Origin of the sequence: Saccharibacillus brassicae, assembly GCF_006542275.1 — a bacterium.
Taxonomy (GTDB): domain Bacteria; phylum Bacillota; class Bacilli; order Paenibacillales; family Paenibacillaceae; genus Saccharibacillus; species Saccharibacillus brassicae.
The window spans coordinates 1392634-1415862 of the sequence record NZ_CP041217.1; the positions used below are offsets into that span (position 1 = coordinate 1392634).

17 protein-coding genes are annotated in these 23229 nt (G+C 59.8%); 5 read left to right on the plus strand and 12 right to left on the minus strand.

The genetic code is table 11. The features are described 5' to 3' along the window. Positions 1-139: 139 nt before the first annotated feature. The gene (locus tag FFV09_RS05755; RefSeq protein ID WP_141446886.1) at positions 140-1297 is read right to left on the minus strand and encodes a YhgE/Pip domain-containing protein; all 1158 of its coding nucleotides are present in this window, start codon (positions 1295-1297) and stop codon (positions 140-142) included. Between the two features lie 318 nt (positions 1298-1615). Continuing rightward, positions 1616-2503, minus strand: coding sequence for an S-layer homology domain-containing protein (locus FFV09_RS05760; RefSeq protein WP_141446888.1), 888 nt, complete (start codon positions 2501-2503; stop codon positions 1616-1618). A gap of 223 nt (positions 2504-2726) precedes the next feature. Between FFV09_RS05760 and ytxJ the strand changes: the two genes are divergently transcribed. Both ytxJ and FFV09_RS24540 read left to right on the plus strand, forming a co-directional pair. Next, positions 2727-3086, plus strand: a complete 360-nt coding sequence (gene ytxJ, locus FFV09_RS05765; protein WP_141446890.1) for a bacillithiol system redox-active protein YtxJ — start codon at positions 2727-2729, stop codon at positions 3084-3086. A gap of 47 nt (positions 3087-3133) precedes the next feature. Next, a complete protein-coding gene (locus FFV09_RS24540; protein WP_141446892.1) occupies positions 3134-3835 on the plus strand; it encodes an MGMT family protein in 702 nt (233 codons plus the stop codon). 592 nt (positions 3836-4427) lie between these two features. Here the strand turns inward: FFV09_RS24540 and FFV09_RS05775 are convergent. From FFV09_RS05775 to FFV09_RS05785, 3 genes are read right to left on the minus strand one after another with little or no spacing between them, the layout of a single operon-like run. Beyond that, on the minus strand, positions 4428-5423 hold the full coding sequence (locus FFV09_RS05775; RefSeq protein WP_141446894.1) for an arsenic resistance protein: 996 nt from the start codon (positions 5421-5423) through the stop codon (positions 4428-4430). A gap of 36 nt (positions 5424-5459) precedes the next feature. Then, positions 5460-6497: a leucine-rich repeat domain-containing protein gene (locus tag FFV09_RS05780; protein ID WP_141446896.1), complete on the minus strand. Its 1038-nt coding sequence runs from the start codon at positions 6495-6497 to the stop codon at positions 5460-5462. Between the two features lie 13 nt (positions 6498-6510). Continuing rightward, positions 6511-7614: a leucine-rich repeat domain-containing protein gene (locus FFV09_RS05785; RefSeq protein WP_141446898.1), complete on the minus strand. Its 1104-nt coding sequence runs from the start codon at positions 7612-7614 to the stop codon at positions 6511-6513. A gap of 246 nt (positions 7615-7860) precedes the next feature. Here FFV09_RS05785 and FFV09_RS05790 point away from each other — a divergent pair, with 246 nt between their 5' ends. Further along, positions 7861-8613, plus strand: a complete 753-nt coding sequence (locus FFV09_RS05790; RefSeq protein WP_141446899.1) for a DeoR/GlpR family DNA-binding transcription regulator — start codon at positions 7861-7863, stop codon at positions 8611-8613. 608 nt (positions 8614-9221) lie between these two features. Here FFV09_RS05790 and iolD read toward each other — a convergent pair. The 4 genes from iolD to iolA form a co-directional block, all read right to left on the minus strand. Next, positions 9222-11135: a 3D-(3,5/4)-trihydroxycyclohexane-1,2-dione acylhydrolase (decyclizing) gene (gene iolD / locus FFV09_RS05795; RefSeq protein ID WP_141446901.1), complete on the minus strand. Its 1914-nt coding sequence runs from the start codon at positions 11133-11135 to the stop codon at positions 9222-9224. Positions 11136-11371: 236 nt separating this feature from the next. Next, entirely contained in the window at positions 11372-12358 is a 987-nt protein-coding gene (gene iolC, locus FFV09_RS05800; RefSeq protein ID WP_141446903.1) for a 5-dehydro-2-deoxygluconokinase, read from the minus strand. Between the two features lie 54 nt (positions 12359-12412). After that, the gene (iolB, locus tag FFV09_RS05805; protein WP_141446905.1) at positions 12413-13231 is read right to left on the minus strand and encodes a 5-deoxy-glucuronate isomerase; all 819 of its coding nucleotides are present in this window, start codon (positions 13229-13231) and stop codon (positions 12413-12415) included. Positions 13232-13286: 55 nt separating this feature from the next. After that, positions 13287-14762 carry a methylmalonate-semialdehyde dehydrogenase gene (gene iolA / locus FFV09_RS05810; protein WP_141446907.1) on the minus strand — a complete coding sequence of 492 codons (1476 nt, stop codon included), beginning with the start codon at positions 14760-14762 and terminating at the stop codon, positions 13287-13289. A gap of 345 nt (positions 14763-15107) precedes the next feature. Here iolA and FFV09_RS05815 point away from each other — a divergent pair, with 345 nt between their 5' ends. Then, a complete protein-coding gene (locus FFV09_RS05815; RefSeq protein WP_141446909.1) occupies positions 15108-15857 on the plus strand; it encodes a DeoR/GlpR family DNA-binding transcription regulator in 750 nt (249 codons plus the stop codon). 148 nt (positions 15858-16005) lie between these two features. On the opposite strand, the gene iolG is transcribed toward FFV09_RS05815, so the two are convergent. Further along, entirely contained in the window at positions 16006-17037 is a 1032-nt protein-coding gene (gene iolG, locus FFV09_RS05820; RefSeq protein ID WP_141446910.1) for a bifunctional inositol 2-dehydrogenase/D-chiro-inositol 1-dehydrogenase, read from the minus strand. Beyond that, the gene (gene iolE, locus FFV09_RS05825) at positions 17034-17954 is read right to left on the minus strand and encodes a myo-inosose-2 dehydratase (RefSeq protein WP_141446912.1); all 921 of its coding nucleotides are present in this window, start codon (positions 17952-17954) and stop codon (positions 17034-17036) included. The genes iolG and iolE overlap by 4 nt, the downstream gene beginning before the upstream one ends. 293 nt (positions 17955-18247) lie before the next feature. Between iolE and FFV09_RS05830 the strand changes: the two genes are divergently transcribed. Further along, entirely contained in the window at positions 18248-20566 is a 2319-nt protein-coding gene (locus FFV09_RS05830) for a S8 family peptidase (RefSeq protein ID WP_141446914.1), read from the plus strand. A 166-nt stretch (positions 20567-20732) separates the two neighbouring features. Here FFV09_RS05830 and FFV09_RS05835 read toward each other — a convergent pair whose 3' ends face one another. Continuing rightward, the gene (locus FFV09_RS05835) at positions 20733-23153 is read right to left on the minus strand and encodes an ABC transporter ATP-binding protein/permease (RefSeq protein ID WP_141446915.1); all 2421 of its coding nucleotides are present in this window, start codon (positions 23151-23153) and stop codon (positions 20733-20735) included. Between the last annotated feature and the right edge of the window lie 76 nt (positions 23154-23229).

Consider the following 23229-nt stretch of genomic DNA (forward strand, 5'->3'; position numbering starts at 1 on the left):
TCCCCCCGCCCGAATCCGCTGCTCTTGTAACCTTTCCCCTGTCGAACCCCGCTTTTTACCAAAAAAAAGACCGCCGCTTCCGCGGCGGCCTTGCGTACTCCGTTTTTCTATTGCGTACGCTTCTGACTCAATCCTACCATTAAGCTTCGGCCGCCGCCACAACGGGAGGAACCGGAGCCTTGTCGCGGCGCAGCGCCGTCGCTCCGACGATCAGCACCAAAGCCACCGCGAAGATGATCAGCAGCCCCGCGACGTCTCCGCCGGTGCCCGTGCCGCCGAACAGCGTGTTCATCAGTCCGTCGACCGCGTAAGTGGCCGGGAAAATGCTGCCAAGCCCCTGGTAAAAGTCGGGCAGCAGCTCGCGCGGCATCATCGCGCCGGACGAGACGAGCTGTACCGACAGCACGAGGATGTTGAACAGCATGCCTGCCATACCGAACAGGAACAGGAACATTTGGGCCACGAACATGAAGGTCAGCAGGAACAGTGCCTGGAAGCCCCACAGCGCGAGGAAGCCGTGTTCCATCTGTCCGCCGAACGCCGCGACGAGCGACGTGCCGACGAGCGAGACGACGACCGATGCGGCAGCCGTCACGATCAGGCGGACTGCCATGCGCTGCCAGCGCCCGAAGCGGGCACCCAGCGCCATCGACGACACCTGGAAGTTCTGCCCCATGATCATCGCGCCGACGTACGAAGCGAGTACCATCATCATCGGCACCATTTGGTTATTCATGCCCTGTACGACGTTGACCGATTCGATATTGGACACGACGCGTTCGGACATGACGCCCGCCGCGCTCTGCGCCGCTTCCGCCGGCAGGTTGCCCTGCGTGGACAAGATAGCGGTCAGGCCGCCCGCGATCGCCTGCTTGTTGACGCCCGCCGTAATCGTGTCCGCGACCGACGTCATCATATTCTTGATCATGATCGGATTCGATTCGTTGACGAAATAGTTCAGCACGGCCGGCTGCTGCGTCTGCGTCGCGGATGCGAAGTCCGCCGGAATCTCGACGACCATCTGCACTTCGCGCTTTTGCAGCATGTCCTGCGCTTGCGCCAGATCCATGCCCGTCTTGACGCCTACCGGCAGATTATCCTGCAGGTTCTGCACGATCGCGGCGCCCATCTTCTCGTCCTGATTGACGATCGCCACGTTCAGACGGTCGATCCGATCGGTGATGCCCTGGTACCCCGTCATCCAGATGACGGTAAAAATCAACTGGAACAGCACGGCGGTAATGATGCCCACCTTGGTTGTAGGCAGTTTGAAAAACGCTTTGAATACCTGTCCCATTGTGATTCTCCTTTTCCCGGTTCCGCTCTGCGGATCCCGCTTAAACTTGTGTTTAAAACATTTGTTTTAAACTACGCTCCCGAATTATATATGAAAAAATATACACGGGTCAACCTTTATTTTCAATTTAAAATAATACGGTCCGAACCGCGCGGTTAAGCCTTTTCAGACAACAAAAAAAGCCCGGCGGACCCGAATCCGCGGACTTCTTTTCAGCCGTGCTGCCGATTTGCTTTCATTTTCATGTCCTGCCGATTACTTCGCGCACGATTAAGCGGGACGTTCACGGCAGCCGGGCATCGGCTTCGCCGGCGCCTTCTATTGGGCTTTGACCGTCACGTCGTACACGACCGGCACATACACGACCGCCGTGGCCGGATAGACGATATTCGCGCTGCCCGGCTTGGGATCGATCGCTTCGTAGATAACGACGGCTTCCGAATCCGACACGAAGTCGACCCGGCGAATCTTCAATCCGTAGCCGTTTCCCGGCAGGTTCGTGCGCGTCAGCGTCACTTTGTTGAACTCGGGATCGACGTTCTCCACTTTGTAAGTGACGGTTGCCGTACCGGAAGACGCGTAGCTTTTGTTCACCATGCGCTCGGCGGCATAGATCATCTGCGCCGCTTCCATGCGGGTGATCGCGTTCGTCGGCCGGAAGTTTTTCTTGCCGTCGAGCGTCGCGATCTTCGTCAGCAGCAAATATTCCACCGCTACCCGATTTTTGGACGCGATCTGCTTGGCATCCGCAATCGGCGTATATTTGCTGACTTTCGCGTAATTGCCTTTTTGCAGCAGGCCGAGATACAGCAGCTTGGCGAACTGCTGGCGCGTCGGGTTGGCGTTTGCGTTCCAGGTCCCGTCGATCGTAACTCCGCGCTCCAACGCCGTTTTGAGCGCCGGTACATACCACGCGGTTTGCGGCACGGACACAAACCATCCGGGCGCATCCGTTTTTTTCTTCGCGGCGTCCAGTCCGATCGCGTCGACGATCAGCTGCACGGCCTGCGCATTCGTCAGCTTGGCGTTCGGAGCGAACTTGTCGGCGGTTACGCCCTGAATAAGTCCTTTGTCCTGCAACGATTGGATAATCGCCGCCTGCCCTTTGTCCGTAATGTCCGAAAAAGCATAGGCCGGCGTAACCCCGAGCAGCAGGCCGGTCGCGACGGCCGCCGCCAGCATGCGGGTTACTGTATGGCTTCGCATGGTGATTCCCCCCGGTCGTTCTGTGGTTGATCGTGCTCTTTCGTATCATACCATCCCAAACGGCGTTCGTTCGCCGATTCCGCACTCTTTTCCGCAAAATCGTTCGACGTCACGCCAACCCCGCTCTCCCTCGCCAAAACGGGTATACTAAGAAAGCAGGCCGCTGCCGGCCCAAATCGCCGCGCAGCCGGCAAAATCACGCACCCGAGGGAGCCTTACCGCCATGAAACCGAATTACGTGGAGATCGATCTGTCCGAACAATGGGAATCGCTGCTGGCGCAGTCCGGCGAACAGGCCGTTCTGCTGCTCAAGCACAGCACCGCCTGCCCGATCAGCGGGGCGGCTTTCAAAGAATTCAAAGTCTACACCCGCAAACTGAAACGTCCGATCGTCTGCGCGCTGGTCAAAGTGATCGAATGTCGCGCCGTCTCCAACGATATCGAAGAAGCGCTCGGCATCAAACACGAATCGCCGCAGGCGCTGTTGATCCACGGTGGCAAAGTGCTGTGGCATGCCTCCCACTGGGATATCACCTACGAGCGGATCGAACAGCAGGTAAACGCGCAGATTGCCAAAGGGTGACGGCGAAAAAAGGACGAATCGAACGAGTCGGGAAAGGAACGTCGGACATGAACGATAGGGAAAAGCTCCGCGCCGAGTTCGACGCGGAGTTTCTGAGAGATTTGGCGGCGGCGGAAGCGCGGCAGGAAGCCGAGCGGCAGCAGGCGGGCAAGGCGAGCCGGCCGGCGGCCGAGAAGCCGACAAGGCAGAGAGCGGCAGCCGAAACGGCGGCGGCGACTGGCGATGGAGGCGAAGATGGCGGCGCCGCAGCTCAAGCCGAAACGGCAGGCGAAGACCGCGGCGCAGCAGCAGGAGAAAAAAGCCAGTCGTCCGAAGAGGACGAACTGGCGGGGCTGGCTCCGTTTACCCGCGCGGTCGTCGCGACGATCCGCGCCATCCCCGCAGGGCGGGTCATGAGCTACGGCCAGGTGGCCGCCGCGTCCGGCAGTCCCCGCGGAGCGCGGCAGGTCGTGCGCATCCTGCATACGCTGAGCCGCAAATACGCGCTCCCCTGGCACCGGGTCGTCAATATCCGCGGCGAAATCGCGCTGGACGAAGACGGCGGCGGCAGCGAGCAGCAGCTTCGGCTCGAAGCCGAAGGCGTCGAGTTCGGCTTGGCCGGCCGGATCGACCTGAGCCGGTATCGGCATGAAGCCGACCCGGGCGTCCGGGAAGAGAGCGGCGCGAAAAAGCCGGGCGATGACAGCGCAAGCGGAGGCGTAAGCGATAGCAGAGGCGGCGAGCAGCAGGCGGGCAGCGGCAAGCGATAGCGCTCAGACCAGCGATAAGGCTGGAGTGGGCCGGCGGGTGCCGCGATCGCCCGAACAGGCGCCGCTTCGCTACAGGCGTGTTGTTGAGTGGCAGATTGCAACCTGCCAGCTGCCAGCTGCGAACCGGCTTCATCCGTCCCAACAAGAAGCTACACTGCCAAAAAAGCAGCGTAGAACGCGTTTATGGACGTTTCCGGCAGTTACATTGCTTTTGTAGCAGCGTAGCTTGTCGTTCCTGTCGCTCCTGCCAATACCGGACGAGTCTGATCGGCAGATTGGCCAGTGTCCGATCCGAGATCTTTTTGGCTGACGCTTTTGGCGGCAGTTTCATACGCTTGGGACGTGCCTCTTCAAGGCCCGAGCTTCTCACGGATCGTCCTCAGTTTAAGACGCAAGGATTGGGTTAAGAATCCCAGCTTCTCCGCCCACTTCCGCCTGCTCCCGCCTGCTCTAGCCGCTCACGGGTATCTTGCCGTGTAGCGGCTTTTTGTTATACGAGCGCCTTTTCCCCAAAAAACGGCTGAATCGACGTACCCCGTTCTACCCCGTTCGCCCGATTCATTCAGTTCCAATTCACCCGGTTCCGATTCGCTCAACTCCCTCGCTTGCCCCGCCAGAGCAGGCCCGGCACGGCGCGCACATAGATCAGCTCGCCGAGCAGCTCGATCAGCGTCTGCGCGACAATGACGGCCGCGGCGGCTCCGGCCGCTTCGCCCGGCAGCGCAAGCGCAAGCGGCAGCACGACGAGCGAATTGCGCGTGAAAGCGCTGAAGATCAGAGCCCGGCCGCTGCCGTCTTCCAGCTTCAGCAGCCGGCCGACCAAGGCGGCCGCAATCGGCGCAAGCAGCAGAAAGCCGATATAGATCGGCAGCACGCGCAGCACCGGCACCGGATCGGACACGATCCGGCCGATCTGCGACGCCGTCACGGCGATTAGCACCAGTGCCATCGCAGGCACCGGAAGCCAGGCCGCCGCGTCCAGTACGCGGGCGCCCGCGCGATTGGCTTGGCCTGCACGCTCCCCATGCTTCGCCCACAGCTGCGTCAGCACGGCCGCGGCGAGCGGCAGCACGATCAGCGTCAGGAACGCTTCGACGAACGGGCCGGCTTCGACCAGGGCGGCGGCTTCTTTTCCGGCAAAAAGATTCAAGTACAGCGGCAGCAGCGCCAGTTGAAGCACGAACAGCACCGGCGTGGCCGCGGTTATCGCTTTCTCGTCGCCTTTGCCGAGCGCCGTGAAGACGATCACGTAATCGATGCAAGGCGTCAGCAGCACGAGGCAGACGCCGATCAGGGCCGCTTCCGTCTGCGGGAACAGCGTCAGCAGCCCCCAGACGATCAGCGGCACGACGACGAAGTTCGTCAGCAGCAGCGCGCCCATGAACCGTCCGTTCGCGAGCGCTTCGCGCAGCTTCAGAAACGGAATCAGCGTGAACATCCCGTACAGCAGCACCGCAAGCAGCGGGGAGATCAGCGGCTGCATCCCCCGGCCAAGCGGCTCGCCGAGCAGCCCGGCCGCAATCCCCAGCACAATCGCGACCAAATACACCGCAATCTGATGCCGCTCCAACGCTTCCCTTTTTACCATCCCCGCTCTACCCCTTTTCCCTACCGACCGTAATACTCACATCTCTCGCGGCGATCCGTTCGGCCTGAACGCGATGTTTCGGGCATGCCGCAGCTTGTTCAGGACAGACGGCCTGCTCTCGATTCGATGATTGTCTACACTAAGATACTGCAGCCGCTTGAGATTGGCCAGCTCGCCGGGCAGATCTCTCAAGCCGCTGTAGGTGATATGCAGCGCTCGCAGCCGTTCCAGCTGTCCGATCTCTTTTGGCAAAAAAGTCAGTTTCAATTGTTCGGGGGCCGGCACGGTCCATTCGGGATATTGACTCGGCTGCGGATGACTGCCATTGTAGATACTCAACTCTTCCAGCTTGAGCGCGCGCCCGATCGATGCCGGAATGCCGTGCAGATTGCTCGTCATGATGCTCACTTCCGTCAGCAGCGGCAGATCGAACAGCTCGTCCGGCAGTACGTCAATATCGGGATCGAACAGATTAAGGATGCGCAGGTCTTGAAGTTCGTGCAGGCGAGGCAGCAGCTTGGCCATGCCGATACCCGTAAATTCGAGGCGATCCGCCCCGTGGTAGAGGGCCGCCTCGAACAGTTCTTCCGCGGACGGCGGCGATTCGGGATCGACCAGCATCGTGCCGCGCAGCGTTTCCTTGAGCGACTCCGCTTCTTCCTTCGTCACGCGCAGTTCCCGATAGCCTTCGTGCGTGACCGTCCACAGCCAGTCTTCGCCGTCCGCCGTCTGAAAACAAAGATCTTCGGGCAGCTTCCCGCCGAGCCAACCGAGCAGGTGATCCGTGTGCTTTTTGAGAATGGCTGCCGCCTCGGGTCCGCATTTCCATACATAGACCGTGAGATCGTAAGGAAAACTTTTTTTGTGGGTCCCGTATTTTGTCTCTACCCACTTTTCCCCTGCCAAAAAAGGCTTCAACTCTTCTACGATCGGCAGCGCAAACGCAGGCGGAATATCGTATTCAGGGCCTTCCGGCCCGCGCGTGTCCATCAGCGAAAACGTCTCGCAGCGTTCCATCGCGTAGTCGATCAGACGTGTATAAGCTTCTCCGTAAGGGTCGTTGGCAATGTGCATGGATGGCTCCTTTTTAGTCAAAATAGTGCGAGCTGTACGGTCCGCTGTAGATTCCGCTGTCGCGCACCGTATATACGGACTTCAGCTTCGGCATGCTGCGCAGCAGCTCCGGCCTTTCGTCGATCAGCAGATTGTCCGACAGATTCAGCGTGCGCAGATTGCGCAGATCCGCAAATTCCGCCGGCAGTTCCCGCAGCCCCGTATAATGGATACTCAACGAACGCAGACGCTTCAGCTGGCCAATCTCCGGCGGGAGCGACCGCAAAGCCAACTGCTCTTTGGGGATCAGCTTCCATGCTGGAGGACACCCTGTCGATTTATGGCTTCGCACGCCGTCCGGCAGCAGAGGCACATTAGAAATTTCAAGGCCGCGTAAGTTGCGTAAACGGCCGATACCCGCGGGGATGCTGTTCAAATTGCGCATGCATAAGATCAGACTTCGAAGCCGCTCAACCTCGAACAGGGCGTCCGGCAGATATTCCAACGTCTCGTCATGCACCTCAAGAGTCCGCAGCCACGGCAGCTCGTCGACTCGCTCCAGCGCTTCGGCTGCTCCCGGTCCCATCAATTCCAGTTGATCGTGACGATGATGCCGGGTCAACTCGAGCATTTGGAGCGGATCGCGAAAAGGCGTATGCGGAATCAGGAACACGCCCGGGATTTCGTGATACAATCGTTCGGCTTCTTCGGGTGTCGCATTCATGCCGGCTATGTCTTCGTGTGACATGCTGTGCATCAGACAGTTCCCGTCGTCGTCCCAGAAGCACAAATCTTCCGGCAGCTCCGGATGAATCCACCCGAACAGATGCGAAGTTGTCGCCTTCAAAAAATCGGCCGTTTCCCGGCAGCACCGGTAATGCCAGAACAAGTCGTCGTACGAGCAGTCTTGATAGATGCCCTCGTCGTCTTCGTAGCCGTTCTCGCAGTGATAGACTTCTTCATGTGCGAAGTAAGGTTGGATTTGCTCCAGAATTGACCATTCCGGCAGCGGGGGATCTCTCGGGTCTTTCACTTTGAGGATGCGCGGTCCTTTCAGCGAAAACGTAGCGGCACGGGCGCTCATATAATCGATCAACTTGCGGTAAGCTTCGCCTTTGGGATCGTTGTAGATCAGCATCGATGCCTTCGCCTCCTTTTACCTAATCTATGATATGGACCGATTATATGGACAAACGCCCGCTCCAACCGGCAAGTTACGAATTCGCCAAAAAAGCTCCAACCGCCTCATCCCCCGACGCATCCGCAAACAATTTCGCCGGGGTTCCTTTTGGTTTCACTCTTTTGCCTATACAATAAAAGATAATGAGTTTCGCCCAGAGGGCTCAAGCCTATTCCACGAATTTTCAACCTAGGAGACCTATAGATGATCAAATCGCAGCGCCTTAACCAAATCAAGGAATACGTGTTCGAACATCAATCCGTCTCGCTCGAAGAGCTGGTGCAGCACTTCGGCGTGTCGATGAATACGATCCGCCGGGACGTCAAAGACCTGGTGGACGCCGGTGTGTTTCGCAAAGTGTACGGAGGCGTGTCGGTCAACCATTCCGCGTTGGTCGTGTTCGACGAACGCAAAGACCGCAATCTGAGCAAAAAGCAGGAGATCGGCCGGCTGGCCGCGCAGCATGTCGAAGACGGCGACGTGATCTTTGTCGATTCCGGCACGACGACGCTTGAAATGCTGCCTTACATCAGCCACAAACAGCTCACCGTCGTCACCAACAATTTCGATTTTATCCATCAGGCCAAGCCGTACCCGGGACTGACGATCTTCTCCACCGGCGGCATGTTCGAGCGCAAAACGGACTCGTTCGTCGGCTTCCAGAGCATCGAACTGCTCAAAAAGTACAATATCACCAAAGCGTTCGTCGCCTCCACCGGCGTCTCGCTGACGAACGGCGTCACCAATTCCTCTCCGCTCGAGACGGATCTCAAAGCGACCGTGGTCCAGAAAAGCCTGAACGTGTTCCTCCTGATCGACGACAGCAAATTCGACAAATACGCGCTGACCACGTTCTGCATGCTGAGCGACATCGACGTGCTCGTGACGAACAGCGTGCCGGACGAAGCTTACGTGCAGTATGCGCGGGAACATCAGGTGCGGATCGTGACGCCTTGAATCCTTGAACAGGAGGGCTGAACCCGGTACGGGGGAAAATAAGAACGGGAAAACGGTGCGGGGTCGGGCAGTTTTCTGCTTCCGGTCCGGCTGGCCGTCTTCCGGTGCCGGTCGGATGCGAGGTACGGCAGAGTTACGGGAAAATATCTTTGTTGTGCTTGTAGGTATAAAAAAAGCCTCTGCGGAAGGAGTGTCCTTCGCGCAGAGGCTTCTTTTTGCATAGACCGGCCCGATTACCGCAGCGCAGCACGAATTTGCGAGCGAGTGCGGCATAGGACGAGCTAGATCGAGCTAGACCTAGCTAGAACTAGCTAGAACTAGATATACCTATCTAGACCGAGCTATACCGAGCTAAATGTGATCATTTCGCTCACATTTTCACGTCAAAACGGCTCTGCTGCCGAAAATGCTGCCTATATGATCACTTTTTTACTTAAAAAGGGCCTCATTCCGGCAAAAACGGCGAAAAAGTGATCGAAATGATCACATTTTCGCCGATTCGGTCTTTTCCCGCCTGAAATGTGGTCGAAAAGTCAACATTTCGCCTCAAGCGGCCCACTCCACTCGGCGCTCCAAGCTCAACCCTTCAAACCGCCAACTCCCACCCGTCAATACTGCTTCGCCGTCTTGAGCATCTCCGCCCGGCGCGCGTATGCGGCCTGGACGGCTTCGCTGCCCGATACTTCGGCGACGCCGACGTTCCACCAGTTGTCGTAGCCTTCGCTCATCGTCTTGGGCAGCACTTTCATCTCGATCAGCGTCGAGACGTCCTGACGTTTGGCGTCTTCGATCGCGGCTTGCACTTCTTCGGCCGTGTTCGCGCGGTAGACTTTGGCTCCGTAACCTTCGGCGATTTTGGCATAATCGATATTCATGATCGCGCCCCGGTGGTCGCGGAACTCGCACTGGAAGCTGCCGCCGCCGTTGCCCATCTGCAAGTTGTTAATGCAGCCGAAGCCGGAGTTGTCGAACAGCATAATGTTGATCTTATTGCCGGTCTGAAGCGCCGTCACCAGCTCGGAATGCAGCATCAGGAAGCTGCCGTCGCCGACGATCGCGTACACTTCGCGGTCCGGCTTGGCCAGACGCGCGCCGAGCGCGCCGGCCACTTCGTAGCCCATGCACGAATACCCGTATTCCAGATGGTACGTATTCGGCACCTTCACATTCCACAGCCGCTGCAGGTCGCCGGGCAGAGAGCCGGCCGACGAGATGACGATGCTGTCCGGACTCACCGCTTCGTTGATCGCGATCAGCGCGGTCGTCTGCGCAAGTTCCGTGCCGAGCGCGTCGGCGTATTCGTTCAGCGTCTCCTGGGCGAAATGGCCTTTGATCTCCGGATCGAAGCCTTCGCGCTCGAACGAGATGCCGCCCAGGCGATTCCGTTCGGCGTCCCACGCCGATTTCAGTTCCGCGATGCGCGCGCCGAACTCGCTCTCGTAGCCGCCGAGCCGTTCGTGCAGCGCCGCGATCGATGCTTTGGCGTCCGCGACGACGGACAGCCCTTCCAGCTTGTACGTCTGCATCCGGCTGACGTTGATGTTCAGGAACGACGTCTTGTCGAAGTCGAACGCCGTTTTGGACGAAGTCGTAAAGTCGGTGTACCGGGTGCCGATGCCAATCACGAGATCCGCTTCGCGCGCCGCGGCGTTTGCGGCCGACGTCCCGAGCACGCCCGTGCCGCCGAGATGGTTGGCGAACGTGTACTCGACCGTCGATTTGCCGGCATGCGTCTCGACGAGCGGAATGTTGTACGCCTGCGAGAACGCGATCAGCTCTTCGCGGGCGCCGGAATATTTCGCGCCGCCGCCGACGAGCAGCAGCGGTTTGCGGCTGGCCCGGATCAACTGCGCCGCCGCATCCAGTTCGCGTTCGCTCGGCTGGAGGCGGTCCATGTAATGCACTCTTTTGCGGAAAAAGCCTTCGTCGTAATCGAACGCTTCCCCTTCGGTGTCCTGGCAGATGCAGATCGTCGCCGGACCGCTGCGGGCCGGATCGGTCAGCACTTCGAACGCCCGCAGCAGGCTGCTCATCAGCTGCTCGGGGCGCGTGATCCGGTCCCAGTAGCGGGATACCGGCTTCAGCGCGTCGTTGGTCGTGACGGCGAAGCTGTATTCCTGCTCGAACTGCTGCAGCACCGGATCGGGCTGGCGCGAAGCGAACGTGTCTGCCGGCAGCAGCAGCACGGGCAGATTGTTGGCAAGCGCCGTCGCGGCCGCCGTGACCAGATTGGCCGAACCGGGGCCGGAAGACGCGGTCACGGCGTAGATGCTGCGGCGCAGCTTTTCTTTGGCATAGGCGATCGCGGAATGCGCCATGCCCTGCTCGTTTTTGCCCTGAAACACTTTCAGATGGCCGGGGTCCTGCTCCAGCGCCTGGCCGATCCCGAGCACGTTGCCGTGCCCGAACACGGTAAACACGCCTTCGACGAACGGCGTCTCTTCCCCGTCGAAGGAAATGTACTGCTGGTTCAGAAATTTGATCAGCGCCTGCGCTGTCGTCAATCGTACGGTCTGGCCCATAGGGATATCCACCTCTGCTTCTTGGATTGGAAACAGGCGGCGCCTTCCGCTCAGAGAAGGAGCCGCCTGTCGGAACGTGTGCGGGACGAAAAGTATTTATGGTCTTGATGGTGCTGCTGGTCTTGATGGTATTGGCGGTCTTGACGTACCGGTCTTGTAATCGTCTTATGCCGGAAAAGAAAGCCGGCCGCGCAGCTCATGCCGACTCATACCGACTTGTGCCGACTCAGCGCGACTCAGGCGTGCGGCACGGGCTGCCCCGCGATCAGCGCTTCGATCTCTTCGACGGCAGGCATCGCGTCCGACGAGCTGTGCCGGCTGACGACGATCGAAGCCGAAGCGCTGCCGTAGCGGAGCGCCGTCTCCAGGTCTTTGCCGCGGATCAGCGCGTAGAGAAATGCCGAAGCGTACGAATCGCCCGCGCCGAACGTCTTGAGCACCTGCGTCCGGTAGGCATGCGCCCGGAACGTGCCGCCTTCGCGCGTATACGCGTACGAACCTTCGACGCCGTGCTTGATCACGACGATCTCTGGCGCGTGCTTGAACAGATTCGCCGTCGTGACTTCGTTGGCGCCGCCGACGGCGTTCTCCATAATGTCGTATTCGTCGCGCGTGCCGATGACGATGTGGGCCTGCTCGGCGACGAGCGAATAATAGACGGCCGTCTCTTCCGGCGTCTTCCACGTGTACGGCCGGTAATCCAGCTCGAACACGATCTTCACGCCGTGCTTTTTGGCTGCCTGCACCGCGGCGAGCACCGCTTCGCGCGACGGACTCTGCGCCAGCGCCGTGCCGGACACGACCAGCATGCCGGCGCGCCGGATATAGTCTTCGTCCACTTCGTCCGGTCTCAGGTACAGATCTGCCACGTCGTCGCGGTACATGAGAATGCTGCATTCGTCGGGACTTTTGATTTCGGTAAAAGCGAGCCCCGTCTTGTGTCCTTCGGTATCGACGGTCAGGCCCGACACGTCGATGCCCGCCCGCTCCATGTAGCCGCGGATAAAGCGTCCGTGCTGGTCGTCCGCAATCTTGCCGACGAAGCCGGCCCGGAGTCCGAGCTTGGCCGAGCCGATCGCGATATTCGCGGGCGAGCCGCCGACGTATTTCGTAAACGTCATCGTCTCTTCCATCGGGCGGTTGTATTCGGTCGCGTTCAGGTCGATGCACGCCCGCCCGATCGCGATCAGGTCGAACTTGCCGCCGCTTGCTTCACTGGTCATTGGTTCACAGCCCCTTTGGCTTGTCGCTTATTTCCTTATCCGGCGTGCGCCGCGTCAGTCGCGGTCGAGAATCCAGGCATGGTCCGGGTCATTGTGGAATTTCCACACGCGCGTCGGTCCGGCCATTACATTCAGGTAGTAGGACGTATAGCCGTCGGGCACGCCCACCGGATGGTAGCCGGCCGGCACGATCACGACGTCGCCGTGTTCCACCGCCATCGTCTCGTCCAGGCTGCGGTCGTCCGTGTACACGCGCTGGAACACGAAGCCCTGCTTCGGATCGAGTTCGTGGTAATACGTTTCTTCCAGAAACGATTCGTCCGGCAGGTTGTCGCGGTCGTGCTTGTGCGGCGGATAGCTGGAGAAGTTGCCGCTGTCCGTGTACACCTCGACGACGAGCAGGCTGCTGGCCGAAGGATCGGAATCCGGTAAAATATTGTGTACCGTGCGCCGGTTCTGGTATTTGCCGCGCTGCTCGCTCCCGACGTCCCGCGCCGCGATAAGCTTCGTCGGCAGCGGATGCAGCGACGGCGAGTAGCACAGCGCCACCTGCGCCGCCGTTACGCTTTCCACCCGAATCGTCTTGCCCCCGGACACGAACACGCTGTCGGTCGCTTTGCGTTCGAACACGCTCTCCCGGGTTCCGATCCCGGCAAAAACATGTTCCCCTTCGGTTACCGTAATGCGGCCGGTCAGCGCCACGATGCAGCATTCGTCGCCGGCGAGCGTCTCTTCGTACGCCGCGCCCGGTTCCAGCCCGATCAGCCGGAACCCGACGTACTGCAGGCCAGAATCCTGTTTCATCACTTCCTGAACGATCTTCGCTTCCCCGCGCTGTTCGTTAAGCGGTTTGCGCTGTAGATGACTGACCACGTACAGGCCTCCTTTTCCCGCGCTCTTTCTGCGGATTGAACGGTTTGTATGCTGCTTAATCGAAAGTCGGTTCCGTGTAACGCGCCGTTACGACTTTTTTGCGGGTATAGAAGTCGACGCTGTCTTTTCCGTTGGCGTGCAGCGTTCCGTAGAACGACGATTTCCAGCCCGAGAACGGGAAGAACGCCATCGGGGCGGGGACGCCGAGATTGATCCCGAGCATGCCGGCGTCGATATTTTCGCGGAAGTAGCGGATCGCGTGCGCGTTGCCGGTGAACAGGCAGGCGCCGTTGGCGAATTCCGATTTATTGGCGATCTGTACGGCTTCCTTGAGATTTTTGACGCGGATGACGGACAGGACCGGCGCGAAAATCTCGTCTTTCCAGATCGTCATGTCCGGCGTTACGCCTTCGAAGATCGTCGGTCCGATAAAGTAGCCGTCGTCCGACATCCGCTCCCGTCCGTCGGTCAGCAGCGTCGCGCCTTCTTCGAGTCCTTTGTCGATATAGGACAGGGTGCGCGTCTTGTTCTCTTCGCGGATGACCGGGCCGAGAAACACGCCGTCGTCCAGTCCGTTGCCCATCGTGACGCCGAGCGTCTTCTCTTTGAGCCGGGCGATGAACTCGTCCGCGATGCCTTCTTCGACGGTCAGTACCGCGCACGCCATGCAGCGTTCGCCCGCCGAGCCGAACGCCGCGGAGACGACGTTCGTGATCGTGTCTTCGATATGGGCATCGTTCAGCACGATCGTGTGGTTCTTCGCTCCGGTGAGCGCCTGGACGCGCTTGAGGTTCTCGCTGCCTTTTTTGAACACGTATTCGCCGACCGGCTTGGACCCGACGAACGAGATCGCCTTGATCTCCGGATGCTCCAGAATGCCGTTGACTACGTCATGCGCGCCGTAGACGATATTGAACACGCCGTCCGGCAGGCCCGCTTCGGTAAACAGCTCGGCCAGTCTCTCCGTCAGCAGCGGCGTGCGCTCGGACGGCTTGAGGATAAAAGCGTTGCCGAGCGAGATCGCCATCGGGAACATCCAGCACGGCACCATCATCGGGAAGTTGAACGGGGCGATCCCGCCGACCACGCCGAGCGGATAGCGGTAGTTCGCCGCTTCGACGTCCGTCGCGATCGTCGCGAGCGAATCGCCCATCATGAGCGAAGGCGTGCCGGCCGCGAATTCGACGTTCTCGATGCCGCGCTGCACTTCGCCGCTCGCTTCGCTCAGGCTTTTGCCGTTCTCGAGCGTGATCAGCCGGGCCAGTTCGTCTTTGTGCGTGCTGAGGAGCTGCTGGTAATTGAACAGGATGCGGGCGCGCCGGGGCACCGGAACTTTTTTCCATTTCTCAAAAGCCGCCTGCGCGACTTCCGCCGCATGATCCGTATCCTCTTTGGTGGACAGGGGAACCCGGCAGATCACTTCTTTGGTAGCCGGATTGTAAACGTCTTCATATTGGGTCGTCCGGCTCTCGATCCATTGGCCGCCAATATAGTTCTTGAGCTTTCTCGGGGCAGTCGGGGTGGTGGACATGGTGTGGCTCCTCTCGCAGTCGTGTCCGGCGCGCAACGCTGTTCGCCAAAACCGCTGTCACTTTTGATCATGTTTTGATTATATTTGTATGATATATAAACCAAACTTGCCCGTCAAGAGCAAATACTGGCTCGGAGAGTACGATTATGGCGGAAAGACTGCGGTGACGAAAAGAATAGAAGCGGGTTTTTGTGTCTCGATTCTAACTTGTATCCGTTTCCAACACAAATCTATAGACCTCTCCTCCCTGTGAAAAGACAACGTTTGGACCTTTTTTAATTAACTATTGATTATGTTTTGGACATTATTTATAATTCGGCGTATCAACCCAACAGGAGAATGCCTATGAAAGTTCGACGGCTTCAGGAAATCGAACACTATATCCATACCCGTAAAAACGTGACGCTGGACGAACTGTGCCTGATCTTCGACGTGTCCAAAAACACGATTCGGCGCGACATCAACCAAATTCTGCAAAGCGGCTCGATCGAAAAAGTGTACGGCGGCGTCGTATCGGTCACGGAACTGATTCCGTTCGAGAACCGCAACGTCGAATACCGCGACCAGAAAGCGGACATCGGACGACTTGCCGCCACCTACGTCGAAGATCACGACCTGATCTTTATCGACTCGGGCACGACGACGTGCACGATGATCGAATTTCTCGATCCGGACAAGCCGCTCACCATCCTGACGAACAGCCTCGACGTCATCAACGGAGCCTCCGGCATGCCGAACGTCGATTTGCTCGTGCTCGGCAGCACGTACAAGCGCAAGACCCGCTCGTTCGTCGGCGTGGACGACGCGCGGACGCTCGCCAAATACAACGTGAACAAAGCGTTCCTGTCCGCGACCGGCGTCAGTCTCGCCCACGGCCTGACCAATTCCGACCTGCTGGAACACGAGATCAAAAAGTCGATCGCAAGCCGCGCCCAGCAGCGCATCCTGCTGGCCGATCCGAGCAAATTCGGCCGCTCGACGCTGCTGACCTACGCCGCGTTCTCGGATCTCGACGTACTCGTCACGTCCGAAGGCCTGCCGGACGAGTACGCCGAAGCGTGCCGCAGCCACGGCATTGCGCTGCGGCGGGCTTGAACAGCCGTCTTAAAGGCGGGCGAAAAATCGAATGACACACGAAAAGGCCGGTTTCCTGATCGAACAGGAAACCGGCCTTTTTGCGTCGCAAGTTCGTCGACAAGAAGATCAAGCCGCGTCGAACACACTTCCCTTCGCGGCGATCGGATCAAGCCTCGCTGAGCGTACGGCTCTCGTACAGATCCGGCTTTTCGTCCAGCGAGATGTCTTCCCACTCTCCGCTTTCCTGCGCTTTGACGCAGGCGTCCGCCGTGACCGCCGCCACGTAGCCGTCCCACGCGGTCGGCCCCTGCACGTCGCCCCGCTTGACGGAATCGATAAAGTCCTGGATCTCGCGGTCGTACGCTTCGATAAAGCGGTCTTTCCAGTCCATCAGGATGCGCGTGCCGTACATCCCTTCTTTGCGCAGCGAAATCGAAGACGGTTCGGGCAGCTTCGCGATGCCGTCTTCCCCGATCACTTCGCACTGGATATCGTAGCCGTAGCGGCAGTTGACGAAGATCTCGGCCGTGATCAGCACGCCGCCCCGCGTCTCGATCATGACGACCTGCGGATCGCGCATATGGCTGAGCGCGTGCCGCGTCTTGCGCGGATACGTCACCTGCACGGACTTGTAATCGTCGTCGATCAGCCAGCGCAGCACGTCGATCTCGTGAATAAGCGTATCGGTGATCGCCATGTCCGACGTGTAGTTCGGACCGGATTCCGGATTGCGGTGGGCGCAGCGAATCATCAGCGGCTCGCCGATCAGGCGCTCGTCGATCGCCTGCTTGAGTTGCACGTAGCCGCTGTCGTAACGGCGCATGAAGCCGACCTGCACGAGCCGCTTGCCGTGGCGGATCTCCGCGTCGACGATCCGGCGGCAGCCTTCGGCCGTCGTGGCCAGCGGCTTCTCGCAGAAGACGTATTTGCCCGCTTCGATCGCGGCGAGCACGCTCTGCTCGTGCGCCGGTCCCCAACTGGTGACCAGCACCGCGCCGACGTCCGCCTGCGCCAGCAGCGCCTTGTCGTCCGGATAGACGACCGCGTCCAAGCCGTACTGCTCCACGACGACCTGCGCCGCTTCCTGATTGACGTCCGTGACGGCCGTGATCCGCGCGCCGGACAAGTTGGAAGAGATGCGCCGAATGTGGTCTTTGCCGATCGCTCCCGTGCCGATCACCCCGATGTTCAATGTCATGCCTGTGTCCTCCTCGTATTCGTCTGTGCTCCGCCCAGCAGATGTTCGTCGATATAGCGCCGCGCGATCAGCGCGTATTCCAGCGGATGCGCCACGTCGGGGTCCTGCTCCGCTTCGATCACGATCCAGCCGCGGTATCCGCTCCCGATCAGCTCGGCGTACACGTCCCTGAAGTCGATGCAGCCGTCGCCGGGCACGGTAAACATGCCGCTCAGGAACGACTGCATAAACGACCGGCCATCCCGGCGGCAGTCGTCGAGCACCGTCCGGCGCGCGTCCTTGAAGTGCACGTGGCCGATCCGGCCGATATGCTTGCGCAGCAGCGGCAGGCAGCCGCCGTCCGATACGAAAATATGGCCGGTATCGTACAGCAGCGACACTCTGGAAGCGTCGGTGCCGTCCATGAGCCGGTCGATCTCTTCCGCCGTCTGCACGCCCGTACCCATATGGTGATGGTAGACGAGGCGCAGCCCGTACTCCGCGGCGGCTGCGCCCAGCTCGTTCAGTCCCCGGCACAGCGCGTCCCATTCGGCGTCGTCAAAATAAGGCTTCTCCGCAAACACGTCGCGGTCGGTGCCCTGAATGCTTCGCGTCTGCTCGGACACGACGATGACGTCGGCCTTCACCTGCCGCAGATACTCGCACTGGGTACGAAACGAATCGATTACGCCCGGCAGGCCGTCGCGGATCAGATAGCTGCTGAACCATTGGCCCGCGATCCGTAGACGGCGCAGTTCCAATTCCTTGTTCAATACGGAAGCTTCCGGGAAAAAGCCGCCGACTTCCGTTCCTTCGAAGCCGGCGACGACAATATCGCTCAGCAGATGCTGAAGCGTGTTGCCCGCCCCGATCTCCGGCATGTCATCGTTGCGCCAGCCGATAGGCGCGATGCCCCAGGCGATGTTTGGTCCGCTCATGGTCGTTCTCCTTTGCTCTGCTAGAGTATGTACTCTTTACTGTGATGTATTGATTAACTTTTGATCATATGTGATTCTACATTAAGGTTAAAAGCGCTTTCAGTCAACTTGTTTCTATAAATATCTTGTGCAAACGCATAAAATCCGGCGGACTCCCTTTATTTACATTTCCCAAAATATTTTTGCGCAAAATCAGAATGTTCTCTTAATTCCTTGTTTCCCTACGCCGATACATAAAAGTAATTAACACTGTCACAGCGTCCGCATCCAAGACTACGGGAGGAAATCCATTCATGAATAAAAAGCATTTGTCCGTCGCCCTGTCTTCCCTGCTCGTTCTGCCCCTGCTCGCCCAGGCCGGGCCCGCGAATTTCGCGACGGCCGAAGGTGCGGACCAGGAAGTCGTAATCGTCTACAAAAACGAAGAAGGCAAAGAAGCCGCGCTTCAACAAACGACGGAAGTCCGGCACGAATTCGAGACGGTGCCGGCCGTATCGGCTGCGGTCAGCCCGACCGAACTGCGCGACCTCGTCAACAACCCCGATATCGCTTACGTCGAACGCAACATCTCGTTCGGCATTACGGACGCGGACGTCGAAGGCTACAGCTCGACGCCCAAACCGAATACCGCGGAGAAGAGCAGATGGAACTTCCAGGAAGTCGCGCCCGACACGATGTGGAACCAGGGCTTTACCGGCCAGGGCGTCAAAGTCGCGGTTATCGATTCCGGCATCTCGGCTCACCCCGAACTGAAAATCGCGGGCGGCGTGTCCACGGTAGGTCCGGACATGACGAGCAATTTCGCGGACGATAACGGTCACGGCACCCACGTCGCCGGCATCATCGCCGCCGACACCGGCAGCGCGCAGGTGACCGGCGTCGCGCCGAACGTCTCGCTCTACGGCATCAAATCGCTCGGTGCCAACGGCAAAGGATCGCTGCAGGACGTGCTGGAAGGTCTGGACTGGGCGATCCAGAACAAGATGGATATCATCAATCTGTCGCTCGGCAGCGAAGACGATTCCCAGGCGCTGCACGACATGGTCGACAAAGCGTACGAACAGGGCATTATCGTCGTCGCTTCCGCCGGCAACAGCGGAACGGTCAACAACGTGAACACCGACACGGTCAATTATCCGGCGAAATACGCAAGCGTCATCTCGGTAGCCGCGGTCGACGAGAACCGTCAGCATGCGGTCTTCTCCTCCGCCGGTCCGAAAGTGGACTTCTCCGCTCCGGGCGTGTCGATCGTATCGACGTACCCGAGCAACCTGCCCAACAGCAACGGCAATCCTTCGTACGCGGGCATGGACGGCACGTCCCAGGCCGCTCCGCATATCGCGGGCGAACTCGCTCTGCTCAAGGAGAAAAATCCGTCCGCTTCCGCCTCTACCCTGCGCACGCTGCTCAAAAGCTACGCCGTTGATCTGGGAACGCCGGGACGCGACAATCTGTACGGCGAAGGCTTCGTGACATTCAAGTCGAAGCAGGATCTCGCCGCACCGGGCGAAGTGAACGGCGCGGCCGTGACCCAGGCTAAGGTTGACAGCCTGACGCTCGGCTGGAACGCTCCGGCCGATTCCGACTTCAAGGAAGTCCGCGTCTACGGCGGCACCGACACTTCGTTCACGACGGTAACGCAGAACGTCTATACAGCTTCGAACCTGACGGCCGATACGGATTACCAATTCCGCCTCACGACGGTCGACACCGCCGGTAACGAATCGGCGGGCGTCAAAGTGAACGGCCGTACGCTGGCCGCTTCGAACAATGCCGGCAGCCCGGTTGTTACGCCGCCGGTTGTTACGCCAACTCCGACGCAGACAGCTCCGGACGTCGTGAATCTGCCGGTCGTGCCTACGCCTGCGCCTTCCGGCGGCAGCGCGCAGATTCCTTCCGGCGGTGGCGGCGGCGGTGGCGGTGGATTTGGCGGCGGCGGTGGCGGCGGAGCCGCTCCGGCCCCTGCGGCTCCCGCTCCGGCTGCTCCAGCTCCCGCAGCACCTGCCGTCGTCGTACCGGCCAAACCGGCCGTGACTCCGACGACGCCGGTCGCAGTAACGCCGGCACCGACCGTGCCCGCGCCGACCGTCTCCGAACCGGTCCCAACTACGGTTGTACTTCCTTTCCCGGACATCAAGCCTACGTTCTGGGGCCGCGAGACGATTATTTGGGGCTTTGAACGCGGCCTGGTCAAAGGCTATGCCGACGGACAGTTCAAACCCGGCAGCACGGTGACCGAATCCGAATTCCTGGCCATGCTGATCCGCGCTTTTGAACCGCAGGTGAAAAACGCCGTCTCCGGTACATGGTCGAATACGTATTACGTGCGCGCCAAGCAGCTGAACCTGCCGCTCAAAGGCTACGCGTCCAAAACGGCGCGCGCCCAGAAGCTGACACGCGTTCAAGTCGCCGAACTGCTCTCTTCCGCCAACGGCGTGGAGCGTACCGGCAGCGACGCAATCCGTTACGTGCTCTCTTCCGGCATCGCCAGCGGCAGCAGCAAAACGCAAAAAACGGTCGCTTCGTTCAAAGGCAGCGGCACGCTGACGCGGGCCGAAGCGCTGCAATTCATCAAGAACCTGACAGAAAAAGGCGGCGGCAGCCTGAAATAACGCTTGAAGCGGATCTTCGCTTCCGGCGTATGCCGCTCCTCCGCACAGCCCAAAAAGGCGAACCGATACTTATCGGTTCGCCTTTTTTGCTGTTCGATCTCCGTATATAAGGTCGATCTCTGGGTACATAAGGCTTATCGCCCCGGCCCCGTTTATCGGAGCGTACTCATTCCGAGCGCAGCGCGGTCACCGGATCTTTTTGCGTGGCCGCCCGGGCCGGAATCAAGCCGGCGACCAGCGTCAGCAGCATGCTGCCCAGCACGAGGATCAGCGCCTGGATCGGCGACAGCTCGGCCAGATTGCGCAGGTCGAGCACGTTATTCAGCACGGCGTTGATCGCAAGCGTCAGCAGATACGCGATCCCGATCCCGAGAGCGCCCGCCGTGAATCCGACGATCAGCGTCTCGGCGTTGAACAGGCGGGAAATGTCTTTTTTGCGCGCGCCGATACTGCGCAGAATACCGATCTCTTTGGTCCGCTCCAGCACGGACACGTACGTGATGATCCCGATCATGATCGTGGACACGACGAGCGAGATCGCGGCGAAGCCTGTCAGGACGTACGAGACCGTATCGATCATCGTCTGCACGACCGAGCCGATGACGTCGGACAGATCGGTATACAAGATCCGCTCCGCCTCCGGTTTGCCTTCGTTATAGGCATCCAGATAAGCTTTGACTTCTTCCTTGCCCGCGAAGTCTGTCGGGTAGATGTTGAGGCTCGTCGGTTCGGTCTTCGCGCCCAGCGCCTGCAGGCGCGCTTCCTTGAGCGTCTCTTCGGCAAACGGAGCGCCGGAGACCACGTCGCGGTCCGAAGACCGCTGCGCCGCGGCAATCGCCGAGCCGGAAGCGTCGTCGGTGACGGCCTGCGTCAGCTCCGGCGTATAGACCAGGCCCGGCGTCAGGAAGCCGCTCGACGAAGAGCCGGTGTCTTTGAGCCGCAGGATGCCGGCGACCGTCAGGGTCGTGCCTTCGCTGCCGCTATACAAGTCGGCGTAGCGGTCCGCCCCGGCCGGAGCGAACAGCCCGCCGGCGCTTTCGGCGTAATAGGCGTCGTTCGGAACGGCTTTGAGCAGCGGCCGGCCGATAAAATCGGTCAGCTTCCGCTCGCCGTCCGCGCCGTTCAGGCCGAGCTTGTCCAAAAAGGCTTTGTCGACTTCGTTATACGAATTGACGACGATCGCCACTTCGCCGGCGCCGGAAGGATACCGGCTGCCTTCGCCGATCAGGTCGTACATCGACCGTACGTAGTCTTCGTCGCCCGGCAGTTCGGACCAATAGCTCGGCGCGGCGCTGCCCATGCCCGGAGGCAGGGCGGCTCCTCCTCCGGCGGCCGTCTCCGAAGTGCCGAATTTGACGACGTCGTCTCCGCCTTTGGCCAGCACGTTCATCTCGATACCGTTGGCATACGAGATCGCATTGACGGCATCCGGCAGTTCGACCGGCAGCTTGTCCACATAGTCGAAATAGGCCGGCGTCAGCACGTTCACATGCTGCTCCGCTTCCGCGGGATCTTCGGTCACGTTCAGGACGTCGCCGGTCGGGAATTCGCCGGCTCCGCCGCCGCTTCCGCCCGTCAGGGCATCCGGCGGTCCGGAAGGCGCCTGCACCTGCTGCGCGTTCTCCGACACGGTCAGCGGTAAGCCGGACAGCGTCTCCGCCTGCAGGTTCCCGATGTAATTGGACAAGCCGTTCGACAGCGCCAGCACGAGCGCGACGCCGATAATGCCGATGCTGCCGGCGAACGCGGTAATAAGCGTGCGTCCTTTTTTGGTGAGCAGATTGCGGAACGACAGCGCGGCGGCCGTCGCGGGCGACATGGACGTTTTGCCTACGTCCAATCTGGCGCCCGCGGACTGCGGCTTCGAAGACGGACGTTCGGCATGTTCCGCTTCCTGCGCATCCTGCAGAATCGGGCGGCTGTCCGACAGCACTTCGCCGTCGCGCAGATGGATGATCCGGCTGCTGTATTCTTCGGCCAGATCGGCGTTATGCGTCACCATGATGACAAGCTTCGTCTTGGAAATGTCTTTGAGGATCTCCATGACCTGCAAGCTCGTCTGGCTGTCGAGCGCTCCGGTCGGCTCGTCGGCCAAAATGATGTCGGGATCGGTCACGATCGCCCGGGCGATCGCCACCCGCTGCATCTGTCCGCCGGACAGCTGGTTCGGCCGCTTGTTCAGCTTATCGCCGAGTCCGACCGATTGCAGCGCCGACTTGGCTTTGGCCCGGCGTTCGTTCACGGAGATCCCCGACAGCGTCATGGCAATCTCGACATTCTGCAAAATGGTCTGATGGCCGATCAGGTTATAGTTCTGGAACACGAACCCGATCGAACGGTTGCGGTACGCGTCCCAGTCTTTGTCTTTGAAATGCTTGGTCGATTTTCCGCCCAGCATCAGATCCCCTTCGTCATACCGGTCCAGACCTCCCACGATATTGAGCAGCGTCGTTTTGCCGCAGCCCGACGGGCCGAGAATCGAGACGAACTCGCTCTCCCTGAACTCCAGCGACACCCCTTTTAAAGCATGGACGACCTCGCCGCTGTGATACGATTTCCTGATATCCGTCAACTTCAACTTCGACAACGGTCTTCCTCCCCTTTCCTGCTAAAAGCTTCTGCGTTCAGCTTAACAAGAAGAGGTAAACGGCAAGGAACCCGCA

Excerpts from the sequence above, each read along its gene's own strand:
- FFV09_RS05755 (WP_141446886.1), bottom strand. The coding sequence starts at position 1,297 with ATGGGACAGGTATTCAAAGCGTTTTTCAAACTGCCTACAACCAAGGTG.
- FFV09_RS05760 (WP_141446888.1), bottom strand. The coding sequence starts at position 2,503 with ATGCGAAGCCATACAGTAACCCGCATGCTGGCGGCGGCCGTCGCGACC.
- ytxJ (WP_141446890.1), top strand. The coding sequence starts at position 2,727 with ATGAAACCGAATTACGTGGAGATCGATCTGTCCGAACAATGGGAATCG.
- FFV09_RS24540 (WP_141446892.1), top strand. The coding sequence starts at position 3,134 with ATGAACGATAGGGAAAAGCTCCGCGCCGAGTTCGACGCGGAGTTTCTG.
- FFV09_RS05775 (WP_141446894.1), bottom strand. The coding sequence starts at position 5,423 with ATGGTAAAAAGGGAAGCGTTGGAGCGGCATCAGATTGCGGTGTATTTG.
- FFV09_RS05780 (WP_141446896.1), bottom strand. The coding sequence starts at position 6,497 with ATGCACATTGCCAACGACCCTTACGGAGAAGCTTATACACGTCTGATC.
- FFV09_RS05785 (WP_141446898.1), bottom strand. The coding sequence starts at position 7,614 with ATGCTGATCTACAACGATCCCAAAGGCGAAGCTTACCGCAAGTTGATC.
- FFV09_RS05790 (WP_141446899.1), top strand. The coding sequence starts at position 7,861 with ATGATCAAATCGCAGCGCCTTAACCAAATCAAGGAATACGTGTTCGAA.
- iolD (WP_141446901.1), bottom strand. The coding sequence starts at position 11,135 with ATGGGCCAGACCGTACGATTGACGACAGCGCAGGCGCTGATCAAATTT.
- iolC (WP_141446903.1), bottom strand. The coding sequence starts at position 12,358 with ATGACCAGTGAAGCAAGCGGCGGCAAGTTCGACCTGATCGCGATCGGG.
- iolA (WP_141446907.1), bottom strand. The coding sequence starts at position 14,762 with ATGTCCACCACCCCGACTGCCCCGAGAAAGCTCAAGAACTATATTGGC.
- FFV09_RS05815 (WP_141446909.1), top strand. The coding sequence starts at position 15,108 with ATGAAAGTTCGACGGCTTCAGGAAATCGAACACTATATCCATACCCGT.
- iolG (WP_141446910.1), bottom strand. The coding sequence starts at position 17,037 with ATGACATTGAACATCGGGGTGATCGGCACGGGAGCGATCGGCAAAGAC.
- iolE (WP_141446912.1), bottom strand. The coding sequence starts at position 17,954 with ATGAGCGGACCAAACATCGCCTGGGGCATCGCGCCTATCGGCTGGCGC.
- FFV09_RS05830 (WP_141446914.1), top strand. The coding sequence starts at position 18,248 with ATGAATAAAAAGCATTTGTCCGTCGCCCTGTCTTCCCTGCTCGTTCTG.